We start from the raw sequence: 14,676 nt of genomic DNA, 5'->3' as shown, positions 1-14,676 counted from the left end.
AATGATGGTTTTCGATGAGTGACGAACAGGACAAACCGACCCTTACCCGCAAGCCCCTGGGGCTGAAGCGGACGGTCGAGGCCGGACAGGTGCAGCAACAATTCAGCCACGGGCGCCGGAATACGGTGGTGGTCGAGGTGAAGCGTCGCCGCGTGCTCGGTCGTCCGGGCGAAGCCGCCCCGGTCGAGGTCGAAGAGGTCGAGGCCGCTCCGGCGCCCGCACCGGCTCCCGCTGCTCCGGCACCCGCGCCCGCTCCGAAGCCGGCCGCGCCCCGCGTCAGCGAGAATGACAGCCTGATGTCGCGTCAGGAACGCCAGGCGCAGCTGCTGCGCGAGGCCGAAGAAGCGCGCATGAATGCGCTCGAGGACAATCGCCGCCGCGACGAAGCCGCGCGTGCGCGCGCCGCCGAGGAAGAAAAGGCACGCGCCGAAGCCAAGGTCGAACAGGCGACGGCGAAGGCGGCCGAGCCGGCTCCTGCCGCGCCCGCCGCCGAAGCGCCCGCTGCTGCTCCCGCTGCCGAAGCGCCCGCCGCTGCACCGCAGAGCGAAGCCGCGCCGACGCCTGCGCCGCGCGCGACGACCAGCGCTGCTCCCGCACCGCGCCGCTTTACGCCGGTCGCGGCTCCTCCGCGCCCCGAACCCAAGCGTCCCGAGCCGAAGGCAACCCGTGGCGGCGACAGCCGCCGTCAGTCGGGGAAGCTCACCGTCACGCGGGCGCTGAACGAAGACGAAGGCGCGCGCGCACGCAGCCTCGCGGCGCTGAAGCGCGCCCGCGAAAAGGAAAAGCGTTCGCACACCGCCTCGTCGGGTCCCCGCGAAAAGCAGATCCGCGAAGTCACCGTGCCCGAAAGCATCACGGTCCAGGATCTCGCGAACCGCATGGCCGAAAAGACCAACGACCTGATCAAGGCGCTGTTCAAGATGGGCGTCCCGTCGGCCAGCACCGACACGATCGATCAGGACACCGCTGAATTGCTCGTCACCGAGTTCGGGCACGAGATCATCCGCGTCAGCGAAGGCGATATCGACATCCGTCACGATGAAGATGTCGACGATGCCGAACATCTGAAGCCGCGCGCCCCGGTCGTCACGATCATGGGTCACGTCGACCACGGCAAGACCTCGCTGCTCGACGCGCTGCGCGGTGCGAATGTGCAGGCGGGCGAAGCCGGCGGCATTACGCAGCATATCGGCGCCTATCAGGTGAAGACCCCCGACGGCTCCCTCGTCACCTTCCTCGATACGCCGGGTCACGAAGCCTTCACCGAAATGCGTCAGCGCGGCGCGAACGTCACCGACATCGTCATCCTGGTGGTGGCCGCCGACGACGGGCTCAAGCCGCAGTCGATCGAGGCGATCAACCATGCGAAGGCCGCGGGCGTGCCGATCATCGTCGCGATCAACAAGGTCGACAAGGAAGGCGCCAATCCGCAGCGCGTCCGCGAACGCCTGCTCGAACATGAGCTGGTGGTCGAGGAAATGGGCGGCGACGTGCAGAATGTCGAAGTGTCGGCGCTGAAGAAGACCGGCCTCGACAAGCTGCTCGACGCGATCGCGGTGCAGGCCGAAATCATGGAGCTGAAAGCCAACCCCGACCGCGCCGCCGAAGGCACTGTGGTCGAGGCGAAGCTCGACAAGGGCCGCGGCCCCGTGGCGACGATCCTCGTTCGTCGTGGTACTTTGAAGGTCGGCGACATCTTCGTCTGCGGCGCCGAAAGCGGCCGTGTTCGTGCGTTGATCGACGACCAGGGCAAGCAGATCAAGTCGGCGACCCCGTCGATGCCGGTCGAAGTGCTCGGTCTGGGCGGCGTCCCGATGGCGGGCGATACGCTCACCGTCGTCGAGAATGAAGCGCGTGCCCGCGAAGTCGCGACCTATCGTCAGGAACAGGCGACGCGCAAGCGCACCGTCCAGGCGCCGGTCAGCCTCGAAGGCATGTTCGAAGCGCTCGCCGACAAGACGAACGTCATTCAGTTCCCGGTGATCATCAAAGGCGATGTCCAGGGGTCGGTCGAGGCGATCGTCAATGCACTGAACAAGCTGTCGACCGACGAGATCCGCGTCCGCGTGCTCCAGTCGGGCGCCGGTGCGATCACCGAGAGCGACGTGACGCTGGCGGCGGCGACCAAGGCACCGATCATCGGCTTCAACGTCCGTCCGAACGCCAAGGCGCGCGACATCGCGAAGCGCGAAAACGTCCGGTTCATGTATTATGACGTCATCTATCACCTGACCGATGAAATCAGGAAGGAAATGGCGGGCGAGCTGGGTCCGGAACGCGTCGAAACCGTCGTCGGCCGCGCCGAGGTCAAGGACGTCTTCCCCGCCGGCAAGCGCGACAAGGCCGCGGGTCTGCTCGTGCTCGAAGGCTCGATCCGCAAGGGGCTGCACGCACGCCTTACGCGCGACGATGTCATCGTGTCGGCCACGACCATCTCGTCGCTCCGCCGCTTCAAGGACGATGTCGCCGAAGTGCGCGCGGGTCTCGAATGCGGTGTCGTGCTGGCGGACACCAACGACATCAAGGCGGGCGACCACCTCGAAGTCTTCGAAGTCGAACTGCGCGAACGGACGCTCTAACGGGCGTCCGCTCCGCGCGGATCAGGAGGTGCCGGCATGGCTCGCTATGTGGCATTGTTCGGCAGCATCAACGTCGGTGGCAACCGGCTGACGATGGCCGACCTGCGTTCGGCGTTCGAGGCCGAGGGTTTCAGCAACGTCGAAACCGTCGTGGCGAGCGGCAATGTGCTGTTCGACCATGACGCGCGGCCGACGCGCGGGCTCGAAGAGAAATTGTCGATCATGGTCGAGGATCGTTTCGACATGACGAGCGCGGCGCTGGTGCGCGACCGCGACGAGCTCGCCGCGGCGATCGCCGACAATCCGTTCGCGGGCACGAACGAGGACCGCATCGTCCATACGATGTTCCTCGACGGCCAGCCCACGGCGGAGCAATTCGACGCACTGGCGACCGACCACCGGGTCCGGCCGAACGAGCGCCTCGCGCTTGGCGACCGGGCGCTCTATATCGACTTTGGCGACGGCGCGGGCGACAGCAAGCTGCACGCGCGGCTGATCGAACGACGGCTGGGGCACAAGGGCACCGCGCGCAACATGCGCTCGATCGCGCGGATCATCGCGAAACTGGACGAAGAGGCAAAGGGTTAGGCGATGAAAACCGAAAAGGACCGGAAAAAGGATAGCGGCCCCTCGGTTCGCGTGCTGCGCGTCGGCGAACAGGTGCGCCACCTCCTCTCCGAAATCCTCGCGCGCGGAGACGTCCACGACGACGTCCTCGCGACGCATCCGGTGAGCATCACCGAAGTCCGCATGTCGCCCGACCTGCGCCACGCGACGGTGTTCGTGAAATCCTTGCTCGGCAAGGACGAGGAAGCGGTGCTGAAAGCGCTCAGGACCAACACCGCCTATCTTCAGCGCGAGGTCGCCAGCCGCGTCCGCATGAAATATGCCGCGAAGCTGAAATTCCTCTCGGACGAAAGTTTCGACGAGGCGAGCCATATCGAAAAATTGCTGCGCGACCCGAAGGTGGCGCGCGATCTGACGAGCGGCGAGGGCGACGAGGCCTGACCTCCATCATCCGTTTGTGTCGAGCGAAGTCGAGACACCCATCGAGTTAGCGCCAAGTCGAGGGACATCTCGACTTCGCTCGATGCGAACGGGTTAGGAAGGCTCGATAGGGGCTACTTCCCCTTGATCCCCGCCGCTTGCTCCAACTCGACCAGCGCATCCTCCAGATAGTCGATCAGCCGCTGGACGTGCGGGACGCTGCGGCGGCACGCGGTAATCCCGAAATCGATATTCTTGTTGTTCGACACCTGCGTGATGTTCATCGCCATGCCGTCGACCGGGATGCTTGCGGGATACATGCCGTCCAATCGCGCGCCGTTCCAGTAGAGCTGCTCGCGCGGACCCGGGACGTTCGAGATCGTCACGCTGTACGCCGGGAATTTGTCGGCGGTACGCGTCAGCGCGGTCAGCATCTGCGGCATCTGCGTGATCGCGGTATAGATCTGGATCTGCTGCGCGGTCATTTCGCGAAGCTGCGCCTTCGCGGCGTTCATCGATGCCTGGATCGTCGCCATGCGCGTCGCCGGATCGTCGATATGCGTCGCGAGGTTCGCGGTTACCGCCGCGACCGAATTGCCCGAATCGATATCGTCTTTCGCGCGGATCGACACCGGCGCCATGGCTTTGAGCGGTTTGTCGGGCAGCTCGTTCAGCGACTGCAGATATTTGCGCATCGCGCCCGAACACATTGCGAGCACCGCGTCGTTGATCGTCCCGTCATAGGCTTTGCCCATCGCGCGCACGCGGTCGAGCGACCAGCTTTGCGCAACGAAGCGCCGCGCCCCGGTGATGTTGCGGTTGAAACTGGTGCGCGGCAGCCCGCCCCACGGCGTCGCGAGGTCGCTGCCGCCCAGCCCGAACATCGCCGCGGCATATTGGTTGAGTGCCTTGGTCACCCCGACGCTATTGCCCCATTGCTCCTTCAGGAAGGTGCCGATGGCTTTGAGGTCGGTCAGGCTCGGCGTCGGCGCTTTCTTCGGCGGGGGGAACTTGCGCTTATAGGCTTCGTAAGCCTCGACCGACATCGGCGAATAGCTGCGCTTTTCCTTCGAATCGGCGCTGAGCATCGCGTTGGTGAAATGCATCGACGACGCGCCGTCCATCAGCGCGTGGTGGATCTTGAAATAGGTCGCGATCTGCCGGTCGGGCAGACCCGAGATCAAGGTAATCTCCCACATCGGGCGCGTGCGGTCGAGCAAGGTGCCGTGGAGGCGCGAAACGAGCTCGAACATCTCGCGGTAGCGCCCCGGTTTGGGCAGCGCGGCGCTGCGCACATGGTAATGCATGTCGATGTCGCGGTCGGGCTGCAGCCGGATCGGGCCGTACTGGCCGAGCGGCGTGAGCTTCAACACCTCGCTGAACGGCCGCCGCAGTCCTTCCGATTGCCGCAGCATCGCGAGCTGCTCGTTCAGCCACTCGGTCTCGTCGACCTTGTCGGGCAAGGTGTAGAGATTGACCCCGCCGACATGCATCGGCGTCTCGCGCGTCTCCGCGACCAGAAACATCGCGTCGGTCACCGGCATCAGCCGCATGGCAGCTCTCCCCACTGTTTATGCTGCATCTTTGTTACGCAGCATGGCATCGGGTGCAGGCGAGTCAAGCAGCCCGGCCGCGCTAGTTAGTTGACAAAGTCAAATAATTAACGCATCGAATCACCATGCCATCGGTCAACCTCCATTTGCCGGACGATCACGCGCCGGCACCCCACGCCGCGACGGACGCGCTGCGCCGCTTCAACCGTTTCTACACGCGCTTTGCCGGGGTGCTCGGCCCCGGCTATATGGGCAGCGAGCTGTCGCTGATCGAGGCGCGCATCCTCTATGAAATCGCCACGGGGCAGCCGGTCGTCTCGAAGCGGATCGTCGAGACACTGTCGATCGACCCCGGCTATCTCAGCCGCATCCTGCGCCGCTTCACCCAGCTGGGCTGGATCGCGCGGACGCGCGGTGCCGACGCGCGCGAGCATCCGATCCGGCTGACCACCGCGGGCGAGGCGCTGTTTTCCGAACTCGATCGCACGACCGCCGCGTCGACATCGGCGACGCTCGCGCATCTGTCGCCGGGCGAGCAGGCCGGGCTTGCCGAGCGGCTGGCATGGATCGAGGCGCGGCTGGCGGGGGCGCCGCTGCCGCCGCCCGCGGTCCGTCCGTGGCGGCCGGGCGACATGGGGCTGATCACCGCGCAGCAGGCGGTCTATTATCGCGGCGCCTATGGCTGGGGCGACGCGATGGAGGTCTTGATCGGCGAGATTACGAGCCGCTTCGTTCGCGATTTCCATGCCGGCCGCGAACAATGCTGGGTCGCCGAGCGGCATGGCGAGCTGCTCGGCAGCGTCTTCCTCGTCGCGGAGTCCGACAAGGTCGCGCGGCTGCGCCTGCTCTATGTCGACGCCGCGGCGCGGGGGCATGGGCTTGGCCGCGATCTCGTCGGGCGCTGCATCGCCTTCGCGCGCGAGGCGGGCTATGCCGAACTGGTGCTCTGGACGCACACGGTCCTCGCATCGGCGCGCGCCATCTATGCGGACTATGGTTTCACCATCGAAAAGGTCGAGACGCACGACGAATTCGGCAAGCCCGAACAGAGCGAGCACTGGCGGCTCGCGCTTTAGGTCCTGACAACTGGTGCAAGGCCCATGTCCGCGCTATTGGGCGCCGATGGCCAAGCTCTATTTCTACTACGCCAGCATGAACGCCGGCAAATCGACGACGCTGCTCCAGGCGGATTTCAACTATCGCGAACGCGGGATGGAAACGATGCTGTGGACCGCGGCGCTCGACGATCGCTACGGCGCGGGGCAGGTGACGAGCCGCATCGGGCTGATGGCCGAGGCGCATAAATTCGATCCCGACAGCGACCTGTGGGCCGCTGTGAATGCCGAAAATGCCGAGCGCCCGCTCGCCTGCGTGCTCGTCGATGAGGCGCAGTTCCTGACGCGCGCGCAGGTGCTCGACCTGGCGCGGCTCGCCGACGAGGTGGACATTCCGGTGCTCTGCTATGGCCTGCGCACCGATTTTTCGGCGGAGCTGTTCCCCGGATCGGGGGCGCTGCTCGGCATCGCCGACGCGCTCGTCGAGCTGAAGGCGGTGTGCGAATGCGGGCGCAAGGCGACGATGAACCTGCGCGTCGACGAAAGCGGCCGCGCCGTCGTCGAGGGCGCGCAGACCGAGATTGGCGGCAACGACCGCTATGTCGCGATGTGCCGGCGTCATTTCATGGCGAAACGGCGCGAAGCCGCCGAGGCGCCAAGGGAGGTGGGCGCCAATGCTTGACCGCCTCTATGTCGACCTCGCCGACGCCGACCTCAAACTGGTCAAGCTGACCGAAGCGCATCGCGAAGACCTGCGCGCCGTCTGCGCCGCCGATACCGATGTCTGGGCGATCTATTCGTCGAGCTTTGGCCCCGACCATTTTGACAAGAGCTTCGACACGCTGATCGGCGGCAGCGGCCGCATGCCCTATGCGATCATGGACGGCGACACGCTCGTCGGCATGACCGCCTGGCTGCGCCCCGATATGTCGGCGCAGACGGTCGAGATCGGCAACAGCTTCATCCACCCCGATGCGCGCGGCACCGGCTTCAACGGCCGCGTCAAACGCCTGATGCTCGATCACGCCTTTGCGGTCGGCATTCGCCGCATCGAATTCCGCATCGACGAGCGCAACAAGCGGAGCCAGGCGGCGGTCGCCAAGCTCGGCTGTACCAAGGACGGCGTGCTGCGCTCCGAACGCATCACCTGGACCGGCTATGTGCGCGACACCGGGCTGTGGTCGCTACTTGCAAGCGAGTGGCCGGCTCGCTGAGGCCATATTTTCGGGTCAGTGCCGGTTCAGATTGCCTCTGCTAGCACGCGCGTCGGGTAGGGTAACGCCGACCGAAAGATAGGACATGAAAAAGAATCTCGCACTCTCCCTGGCCGCCGTGCTGCTTCCCCTTTCTGCGGCTGCGGCGGCCAACGAGCCTGCAAAAGAACCGCGCGCGCTCGGCGTCGAAGCGAGCATCGTCTTCCCGAGCGACAGCACGATCCGCAACTGGCAGGCTGACCGCGATCGCGGCATCTGGATCGAGGGCCGCCGCGGCGAATGGTATTATGGCAGCTTCGCCGGCATCTGCCGCGACGTCGATTTCGCGCAGGCGATCGGCGTTGAAACGCGCGGCGCCGGGCGGCTCGACAAATTCGCGTCGATTGTCGTGCGCGGCGAGCGGTGCATGCTCTCGTCCTTTGTGACCTCGGCGCCGCCGCCCACGAAGGCCGAGCGCAAGGCGGCGCGCGAGGCAGAGAAGGCCGCGCAAAATTGACAGTCTTCGACCCGCGCCCTAGCGGCGCGGGATGAACGGCTGGATCATCCTCGACAAACCTGTCGGCCTCGGCTCGACGCAGGCGGTGGGCGCGGTGAAACGCGTGTGCCGCGAGGCGGGGCTGGGCAAGGTCAAGGTCGGCCATGGCGGCACGCTCGACCCGCTCGCGTCGGGGGTGCTGCCGATTGCGCTCGGCGAGGCGACGAAGCTTTGCGGCCGGATGCTCGATGCGAGCAAGGTTTACGACTTCACCATCGCGTTCGGGACCGAAACCGCGGGGCTCGATGCCGAGGGTGAGGTTGTCGCGACGAGCGACGTGCGGCCCACGCTTGCCGAAATCGAAGCGGTGCGGCCGCGCTTTACCGGCCCGATCGAACAGGTGCCGCCGGCTTATTCGGCGATCAAGATCGACGGCCAGCGCGCCTATGACCGCGCGCGCAAGGGTGAAGCGGTCGAGATGAAGGCACGCAGCGTGACGATCCATGCGCTCGAGCTGCACACCGCGCCGACGGGACCACTCGAAAGCGCCACTCTCACCGCCCACGTCTCCAAGGGCACCTATATCCGCAGCCTCGCGCGCGACATTGCACATGCCGTCGGCACCGTCGGCCATGTCACGATGCTCCGCCGTACAAAGGCCGGGCCGTTCGACCTGTCACAGGCGATTTCGCTGGACAAATTGAACGCTTTCGGCCAAGGGGCCGCGCAATCAGAAATATTTCTGCCGCTTGAGGCAGGGCTGGTCGACATCCCGGCTCTGAACCTTTCCCCGGAAGCGGCAGGGGCGATCCGTCAGGGTCGCGTCTGGACCGGGGGTAGCACGGATGACGGGCTCTATTGGGGAAGGGACAGCGAAATGCGTCCCGTTGCCCTGATCGAGGCTTTGGCGGGAACGCTGAAAGTCGTCCGGGGCTTCAATCTGTAAACAAGGATGTTCGAGGAAAAACGAATATGTCGATTACCGCCGAGCGCAAAACCGAAGTCATCACCGACAATGCCCGCGCAAAGGGCGATACCGGTTCGCCGGAAGTGCAGGTCGCAATCCTGACCGACCGCATCAACACGCTGACCGCCCACTTCAAGGCGCATCACAAGGACAATCACAGCCGTCGTGGCCTGCTCATGATGGTCAACAAGCGCCGCAGCCTTCTCGACTATCTGAAAAAGAAGGACGAGGCCCGCTATCAGGCGCTGATCGCGAAGCTGGGTCTTCGTAAGTAAGAATTTCTGGCGGCCCCGGATTTCCGGGGCCGCTGTCATATTGGCTCCGCGCAAAGTGCCGGACCACAGGGCCGCTCCCGCATCCGGCGGGACCGCCATTGGGGCAGACAGACGCCCTAAACCGCCCCGGGCCGGATTGCCCGGAATCAGAGGCCCCGCCCGGCATCGGGCCCGGCGGGCGAAGGAAACTCCATGTTTGACGTGAAAAAAGTATCGATCGAGTGGGGCGGTGAAACGCTGACCCTCGAAACGGGTAAGGTTGCCCGCCAGGCCGACGGCGCGGTTGTCGCGACGCTGGGCGAAACGATGGTTTTGGCGGCGGTGACCGCTGCAAAGACGGTCAAGGAAGGGCAGGATTTCTTCCCGCTTACCGTCCACTATCAGGAAAAATATTCGGGCGCGGGCCGCATCCCCGGCGGCTTCTTCAAGCGCGAGCGCGGCGCGACCGAAAAGGAAACCTTGGTTTCGCGTTTGACCGATCGTCCGATCCGTCCGCTGTTCCCCGAAGGTTTCTACAACGAAATCAACGTCATTGCCCAGGTTCTGAGCTATGACGGCCACAATGAGCCCGACATCCTCGCGATGGTCGCCGCGTCGGCCGCGCTCACCATCTCGGGCGTGCCCTTCATGGGCCCGATCGGCGCCGCACGCGTCGGTTATGTCGACGGCGAATATATCCTGAACCCGACCGATGCGCAGGTTGCCGAAGGCGACCTCGACCTCGTCGTCGCCGCCACCTACGACGCGGTGATGATGGTCGAATCCGAAGCCAATGAGCTGTCGGAAGAGATCATGCTCGGCGCCGTGCTGTTCGCGCACGAAGCGTGTAAGGACGTCGTCAAGGCGATCGTGAAGCTGGCCGAACAGGCTGCCAAGGATCCCTGGGACATGGCCGAACAGGCCGACCTGTCGGCCGCCAAGGACAAGCTCAAGAAGCTGATCGGCAAGGACATCGCCGCCGCGTACAAGCTGACCGACAAATCGGCCCGCTCGAACGCGCTGAACGAAGCCCGCGCCGCCGCCAAGGCCGCGTTCGCCGACGCGACGCCGCAGGACCAGATGGCCGCCGGCAAGCTGATGAAGAAGCTCGAAGCCGAAATCGTTCGCGGCGCCATCCTCAAGGACGGCAAGCGCATCGACGGACGCACGACGACGCAGATTCGTCCGATCGTCGCCGAAACGCACTTCCTGCCCCGCGCCCACGGCTCGGCGCTGTTCACGCGCGGCGAGACGCAGACGATCGCGACCTGCACCTTGGGTACCAAGGACAGCGAGCAGATGATCGACGGCCTCAACGGCCTCAGCTACTCGAACTTCATGCTGCACTATAACTTCCCGCCCTATTCGGTCGGCGAAGTCGGTCGTTTCGGGGCGCCCAGCCGCCGCGACATCGGCCATGGCAAGCTGGCATGGCGTGCGCTGCACGCGGTGCTGCCGACGAAGGACGAGTTCCCCTACACGATCCGCATCACCAGCGACATCACCGAGTCGAACGGTTCGTCGTCGATGGCGTCGGTCTGCGGTGGTTCGCTCGCGATGATGGACGCCGGCGTTCCGCTGAAGCGTCCGGTGTCGGGCATCGCGATGGGCCTGATCCTCGAAGGCAAGGATTATGCGATCCTGTCGGACATCCTGGGCGATGAAGATCACCTCGGCGACATGGACTTCAAGGTTGCGGGCACCGCCAACGGCATCACCACGATGCAGATGGACATCAAGATCGCGGGCATCACGCGCGAGATCTTCGAAGCCGCTTTGAACCAGGCGAAGGAAGGCCGCGCGCACATCCTCGGCGAAATGGCGAAGGCGCTGGGCGAAGCCCGCACCGAGCTGTCGGCGCACGCGCCGCGTATCGAGACGATGCAGATCGACAAGTCGAAGATCCGCGACATCATCGGCACCGGCGGCAAGGTGATCCGCGAGATCGTCGCGACCACCGGCGCCAAGGTCGACATTGACGACGAAGGTCTGATCAAGATCTCGTCGAGCGACCCCGAGCAGATCGAAGCCGCGCGCAAGTGGATTTCGGGCATCGTCGAGGAAGCCGAAGTCGGCAAGATCTATGACGGCAAGGTCGTCAACCTCGTCGATTTCGGTGCGTTCGTGAATTTCATGGGCGGCAAGGACGGCCTTGTCCACGTCAGCGAAATCGCCAACGAGCGCGTCGAGAAGGTCGCCGACGTCCTGAGCGAAGGCCAGGAAGTCAAGGTCAAGGTTCTCGAGATCGATCAGCGCGGCAAGGTTCGCCTGTCGATGCGCGTCGTCAATCAGGAAACCGGCGAAGAACTGGAAGACACCCGCCCGCCGCGCGAACCCCGCGGTGACCGCGGTCCGCGCCGTGACGGCGGCGACCGTGGCGACCGCGGCCCGCGTGGCGGCGGTGGCCGTGACCGCGGTCCGCGCCGCGACGGCGAAGGCCGTGGCGATCGCGGTCCGCGCCGCGAGCGCAGCGAAGGTCCGGAAGATCAGGGCCATGTGCCCGACTTCCTGAAGGACTAAGCCTTCCGCTATCGGAAACAGAGAAGGGGCCGCGAAAGCGGCCCCTTTTTCATTGGCGGCATGGCGCGATCAGCGCGGGGTGGAAAAAGCAGTTCGCCAATCAAGGTCCTGAAACGCGCGAACCGGCCAGCTTGCGGGGAAGGTTTCCATGGCTTGCGATCGTGGCGGTGTCGGCTGTGCCGTTTGCAGCGAAGCAGCAGGCGATCCCGTCGACTTGAATCAGCGTCTCCCTGACCGATCGCCAAACTCCGGCCTCTTCGCGGTCGCCTTTTCTCAACGCTGCCTCGATATGGCGAGAGGCAACCTCAATCGCGGATTTGCCATGTTTGGATGCGATGACGCACGCGCATGCAAAGGCATCCCTGTCGTCCATTTTGCCCTCCTGAAAAGAGGTCGCATCGATCGCGATCGGCATGGAGCGGAGAGAGTAAACTCCTCGTACAGTGCGCCGCGTGCGCCGAGCTTAGACCCGGCCCCCCGGCAATTGTGCAACATAGATCAGCGACATTGTGATTAATTCAGGCGGTATCGCGCGCCGCGATGAACGACCCTACGCGGCCCGTCGAAGCCGCCGGTGGAGGTAGTTTTCGTCGAAGCCGGCGATCTGGATCAACTTGACCGGGTCGGTGATTTCCAGGCTGCCGCGCTGCAGGCTCATGGCGCCGGACAGCCGTAACTCCTTCAGGACGCGGTTGAGATGCACAGCCGTCATGCCCAGCGCGTCCGCAAGCAGCAATTGCGACAAGGGCAGGCGGAGCCGATCCTCGTTGATCAGGCCGATGTTGCGCGCGCGCAGATAGAGTTCGCACATCAGATGCGCGACGCGCTCGATGCTGGCGCGCCGGCCCATGCTGGTGATCCAGGCGCGCATCGTGCCTTCATCGATGAGCTGCCCGACATACATGGCCCGCGCCACCGCGGGGTGGCGGTCCATGATCCGGTCCATTTGTACGCGATCGATCGTTGCCACCAGCGCAGGCGTGACGGTCTGAATGCTGTGGTCCATTTCCGCCAGCAAACCGGCGTGGAGATCGCAGGAATCTCCGGGCATCAGGAAGGCCAGGACCTGCCGCGTGCCGCTCGGGAGTATCTTGTACCGGCATGCCCATCCATCGAGAATGACAAAAACCGGACCCGGCTGATCGCCCTCGCGGATCAGATCGCGCCTTGCGCCGACCATGCGCGGCGCGGAGGTCGCCGCGGCCAGCGCGGCCACATCGTCCGATCCAAGATGGCCGAAGTTCTGCAATTTCTCGATGAAGCGGTTGGCCATGACGGCACCTTCCCACAACTCCATACTCAATAATATTGTCCAAAGTTATTGTCCAATATTGATATAGATGATGATTGGTGTGCGAATTCCGGCTATTAAGGGGCATCGTCGGCCATTTTTCAGGCACCGGCGGCTGGGAGACCCTGTGCTCTCGCCTGACCGGAGTCGCCAGCATGGACGACCATATTTCCAACGATAATGACATTTCACCTGTCGACGGAACGGGGCCGGGCCCCGACGCGCACGGGCAGGCGGCAATGCTTCTGGTTGAGAGCCTGATTCACAGCTTGATCGCGCGATCGGTCATATCGGTGGTCGATGCAGTGGAGATCGTGGAAACAGCCATGGAAATTAATCTCGAGATTGCTGAGCTCACCTTCCCGCCCGAGGCGGGGCGCAGGTCGCTGGCGATGCTTGAAGCCATCAGCACGAGCTTGCAGAAAGACTTGCCTGCGGAATAATCGCTTCAAGGCGGAATTGGCGCCGGACCGGCAGGCTGGCGAACGATCCGGCCGCACCCAGATATAGCGCGACGTCGCGGCAATCGTCCGGGCGTTGTTGCGGCCCGGTGCCGCGCATATAATCGGAATAGGGCATGGGCCTACCCCGGGGCCGCATTCAAGGACGCCATACCATGCAGCAAAGTGAAGCCCATCTCCGCGAGGCGATCGCGCTGGCCTATGCCAACGCCGAAAAAGGCGGCCGCCCGTTCGGCGCCGTCGTCGTCCGCGACGGACGGATCGTCGCGTCGGCGCAGAACGAGGTGATCCAGACCGGCGATCCGACGTCGCATGCCGAGCTCAACGCCATCCGCCTTGCAAGCCGCGCGCTGGCGACCACCGACCTCAGCGATTGCTCGGTCTTCGCGAGCGGCCATCCCTGTCCGATGTGCATGGCGGCGATGCGCCTTGCGGGGATCAAGGCGGTGACTTACGCCTATTCGAACGAGGACGGCGCGCCATACGGCCTGTCGACGGCAGCAATCTATGACGATCTGGCCAAGCCCTTTTCCGAGCAGGCAATGGCGATCCGCCATCTTTCCGTTCGCCTGGATGGGAAACCCGATCTCTATGCCGACTGGCGGCGGCGGCAGGGCTGATCCACGCAGGGTGGTACGCCGACGACGGCTTGCGAACGAAAATAGCCGCACCCGTCTCCACGCCGCGCCTTTTCCACAAAAGAAGAAGGGGCTGCACGCGCAGCCCCTTCCTGCGATACCGGGCAGGTCAGTCGAACAGGCGCTCGGCATAAACGCTACGCAGCTGCGCAAAATTGTCCCAGTGCGGCGCCGGCGTCGTGCCGCGCAGCTTCGCTTCGAGCACATCGACATGGCTGTGCCAGCCCGCGCTGACGTTGAGCAGCACCGAGGGATCCTCGACACGGCTGTGGACGATCGTGAGCAGCACGTCGTCGCCCTCCTCGCGAAGCGTGAAGGTCACGCCGCCGGTGCTGCCCCAGCTGATCGCAAGGCTGTGCGGGGCGTCGACCGCCACGACTTCGCATGTCATGCGGTGCTCGTCGCCAAAGCCCTCGGGACGCGCGCCCGGCGGGTCGGTGAGTTCGTCGTTGCGCCAGACGAGTTCGACCGGCGCGCCGACGCTTTGCTCCATCGCGCCCGCGGCCAGCCATTGGCGGCGCAGCTCGCTGTCGGTGAGATACGACCAGATGCGATCGACCGGGCCGGGGAGCAGGCGGGTGATCGTCAGCGTCGCGGGTTCGGTGAGCACGCCATAATTGTTCTCGGTCAGCATCGTCGTCATCACTTTTCTCCTTCTTTCCCGGGGAGGGGCTTCTTGGGG

At 64.7% G+C, this 14,676-nt stretch carries 16 protein-coding genes; 12 read left to right on the top strand and 4 right to left on the bottom strand.

Annotation, left to right across the window (positions count from 1 at the left end; genetic code table 11):
* The first annotated feature begins 14 nt into the window (after positions 1-14).
* From infB to rbfA, 3 genes are read left to right on the top strand one after another with little or no spacing between them, the layout of a single operon-like run.
* Positions 15-2,579 carry a translation initiation factor IF-2 gene (gene infB / locus FG91_RS10300; protein ID WP_037514739.1) on the top strand — a complete coding sequence of 855 codons (2,565 nt, stop codon included), beginning with the start codon at positions 15-17 and terminating at the stop codon, positions 2,577-2,579.
* A gap of 36 nt (positions 2,580-2,615) precedes the next feature.
* On the top strand, positions 2,616-3,167 hold the full coding sequence (locus FG91_RS10295) for a DUF1697 domain-containing protein (RefSeq protein WP_037514736.1): 552 nt from the start codon (positions 2,616-2,618) through the stop codon (positions 3,165-3,167).
* 3 nt (positions 3,168-3,170) lie between these two features.
* Positions 3,171-3,587: a 30S ribosome-binding factor RbfA gene (gene rbfA / locus FG91_RS10290; protein WP_037514733.1), complete on the top strand. Its 417-nt coding sequence runs from the start codon at positions 3,171-3,173 to the stop codon at positions 3,585-3,587.
* Positions 3,588-3,700: 113 nt separating this feature from the next.
* On the opposite strand, the gene FG91_RS10285 is transcribed toward rbfA, so the two are convergent.
* Entirely contained in the window at positions 3,701-5,119 is a 1,419-nt protein-coding gene (locus FG91_RS10285) for a WS/DGAT/MGAT family O-acyltransferase (protein WP_037514731.1), read from the bottom strand.
* A gap of 125 nt (positions 5,120-5,244) precedes the next feature.
* Here FG91_RS10285 and FG91_RS10280 point away from each other — a divergent pair, with 125 nt between their 5' ends.
* The 7 genes from FG91_RS10280 (at position 5,245) to pnp (ending at position 11,604) form a co-directional block, all read left to right on the top strand.
* On the top strand, positions 5,245-6,195 hold the full coding sequence (locus FG91_RS10280; RefSeq protein ID WP_052187490.1) for a bifunctional helix-turn-helix transcriptional regulator/GNAT family N-acetyltransferase: 951 nt from the start codon (positions 5,245-5,247) through the stop codon (positions 6,193-6,195).
* Between the two features lie 46 nt (positions 6,196-6,241).
* Entirely contained in the window at positions 6,242-6,856 is a 615-nt protein-coding gene (locus FG91_RS10275) for a thymidine kinase (RefSeq protein WP_037514729.1), read from the top strand.
* Positions 6,849-7,388 (top strand): GNAT family N-acetyltransferase, encoded by a 540-nt coding sequence (locus tag FG91_RS10270; RefSeq protein ID WP_037514728.1) that lies wholly within the window; start codon positions 6,849-6,851, stop codon positions 7,386-7,388. The genes FG91_RS10275 and FG91_RS10270 overlap by 8 nt, the downstream gene beginning before the upstream one ends.
* Positions 7,389-7,473: 85 nt before the next feature.
* On the top strand, positions 7,474-7,884 hold the full coding sequence (locus tag FG91_RS10265; RefSeq protein ID WP_235212007.1) for a DUF6491 family protein: 411 nt from the start codon (positions 7,474-7,476) through the stop codon (positions 7,882-7,884).
* A gap of 31 nt (positions 7,885-7,915) precedes the next feature.
* Positions 7,916-8,809 carry a tRNA pseudouridine(55) synthase TruB gene (gene truB, locus FG91_RS10260; protein ID WP_037514727.1) on the top strand — a complete coding sequence of 298 codons (894 nt, stop codon included), beginning with the start codon at positions 7,916-7,918 and terminating at the stop codon, positions 8,807-8,809.
* A 26-nt stretch (positions 8,810-8,835) separates the two neighbouring features.
* Positions 8,836-9,105, top strand: a complete 270-nt coding sequence (gene rpsO / locus FG91_RS10255; protein WP_037514725.1) for a 30S ribosomal protein S15 — start codon at positions 8,836-8,838, stop codon at positions 9,103-9,105.
* Positions 9,106-9,297: 192 nt separating this feature from the next.
* Positions 9,298-11,604, top strand: a complete 2,307-nt coding sequence (gene pnp, locus FG91_RS10250) for a polyribonucleotide nucleotidyltransferase (protein WP_037514723.1) — start codon at positions 9,298-9,300, stop codon at positions 11,602-11,604.
* A gap of 100 nt (positions 11,605-11,704) precedes the next feature.
* On the opposite strand, the gene FG91_RS10245 is transcribed toward pnp, so the two are convergent.
* Complete coding sequence (locus FG91_RS10245; protein ID WP_152568072.1) at positions 11,705-11,977, bottom strand: hypothetical protein; 273 nt, start codon at positions 11,975-11,977, stop codon at positions 11,705-11,707.
* A gap of 177 nt (positions 11,978-12,154) precedes the next feature.
* Complete coding sequence (locus tag FG91_RS10240; RefSeq protein ID WP_037514721.1) at positions 12,155-12,877, bottom strand: Crp/Fnr family transcriptional regulator; 723 nt, start codon at positions 12,875-12,877, stop codon at positions 12,155-12,157.
* Positions 12,878-13,050: 173 nt separating this feature from the next.
* Between FG91_RS10240 and FG91_RS10235 the strand changes: the two genes are divergently transcribed.
* Entirely contained in the window at positions 13,051-13,338 is a 288-nt protein-coding gene (locus FG91_RS10235) for a hypothetical protein (protein WP_137892825.1), read from the top strand.
* A gap of 173 nt (positions 13,339-13,511) precedes the next feature.
* The gene (locus FG91_RS10230) at positions 13,512-13,976 is read left to right on the top strand and encodes a nucleoside deaminase (RefSeq protein WP_037514719.1); all 465 of its coding nucleotides are present in this window, start codon (positions 13,512-13,514) and stop codon (positions 13,974-13,976) included.
* 127 nt (positions 13,977-14,103) lie between these two features.
* Here FG91_RS10230 and FG91_RS10225 read toward each other — a convergent pair whose 3' ends face one another.
* A complete protein-coding gene (locus tag FG91_RS10225) occupies positions 14,104-14,637 on the bottom strand; it encodes an SRPBCC family protein (protein ID WP_037514718.1) in 534 nt (177 codons plus the stop codon).
* Between the last annotated feature and the right edge of the window lie 39 nt (positions 14,638-14,676).

It is taken from the genome of Sphingopyxis sp. LC81, from assembly GCF_000756375.1.
In the GTDB taxonomy this organism is placed as follows: Bacteria; Pseudomonadota; Alphaproteobacteria; order Sphingomonadales; family Sphingomonadaceae; genus Sphingopyxis.
This window is presented reverse-complemented; position numbering and strand designations above follow the sequence as displayed.

Excerpts from the sequence above, each read along its gene's own strand:
- infB (WP_037514739.1), top strand. The coding sequence starts at position 15 with ATGAGTGACGAACAGGACAAACCGACCCTTACCCGCAAGCCCCTGGGG.
- FG91_RS10295 (WP_037514736.1), top strand. The coding sequence starts at position 2,616 with ATGGCTCGCTATGTGGCATTGTTCGGCAGCATCAACGTCGGTGGCAAC.
- rbfA (WP_037514733.1), top strand. The coding sequence starts at position 3,171 with ATGAAAACCGAAAAGGACCGGAAAAAGGATAGCGGCCCCTCGGTTCGC.
- FG91_RS10285 (WP_037514731.1), bottom strand. The coding sequence starts at position 5,119 with ATGCGGCTGATGCCGGTGACCGACGCGATGTTTCTGGTCGCGGAGACG.
- FG91_RS10280 (WP_052187490.1), top strand. The coding sequence starts at position 5,245 with ATGCCATCGGTCAACCTCCATTTGCCGGACGATCACGCGCCGGCACCC.
- FG91_RS10275 (WP_037514729.1), top strand. The coding sequence starts at position 6,242 with ATGGCCAAGCTCTATTTCTACTACGCCAGCATGAACGCCGGCAAATCG.
- FG91_RS10270 (WP_037514728.1), top strand. The coding sequence starts at position 6,849 with ATGCTTGACCGCCTCTATGTCGACCTCGCCGACGCCGACCTCAAACTG.
- FG91_RS10265 (WP_235212007.1), top strand. The coding sequence starts at position 7,474 with ATGAAAAAGAATCTCGCACTCTCCCTGGCCGCCGTGCTGCTTCCCCTT.
- truB (WP_037514727.1), top strand. The coding sequence starts at position 7,916 with ATGAACGGCTGGATCATCCTCGACAAACCTGTCGGCCTCGGCTCGACG.
- rpsO (WP_037514725.1), top strand. The coding sequence starts at position 8,836 with ATGTCGATTACCGCCGAGCGCAAAACCGAAGTCATCACCGACAATGCC.
- pnp (WP_037514723.1), top strand. The coding sequence starts at position 9,298 with ATGTTTGACGTGAAAAAAGTATCGATCGAGTGGGGCGGTGAAACGCTG.
- FG91_RS10245 (WP_152568072.1), bottom strand. The coding sequence starts at position 11,977 with ATGGACGACAGGGATGCCTTTGCATGCGCGTGCGTCATCGCATCCAAA.
- FG91_RS10240 (WP_037514721.1), bottom strand. The coding sequence starts at position 12,877 with ATGGCCAACCGCTTCATCGAGAAATTGCAGAACTTCGGCCATCTTGGA.
- FG91_RS10235 (WP_137892825.1), top strand. The coding sequence starts at position 13,051 with ATGGACGACCATATTTCCAACGATAATGACATTTCACCTGTCGACGGA.
- FG91_RS10230 (WP_037514719.1), top strand. The coding sequence starts at position 13,512 with ATGCAGCAAAGTGAAGCCCATCTCCGCGAGGCGATCGCGCTGGCCTAT.
- FG91_RS10225 (WP_037514718.1), bottom strand. The coding sequence starts at position 14,637 with ATGACGACGATGCTGACCGAGAACAATTATGGCGTGCTCACCGAACCC.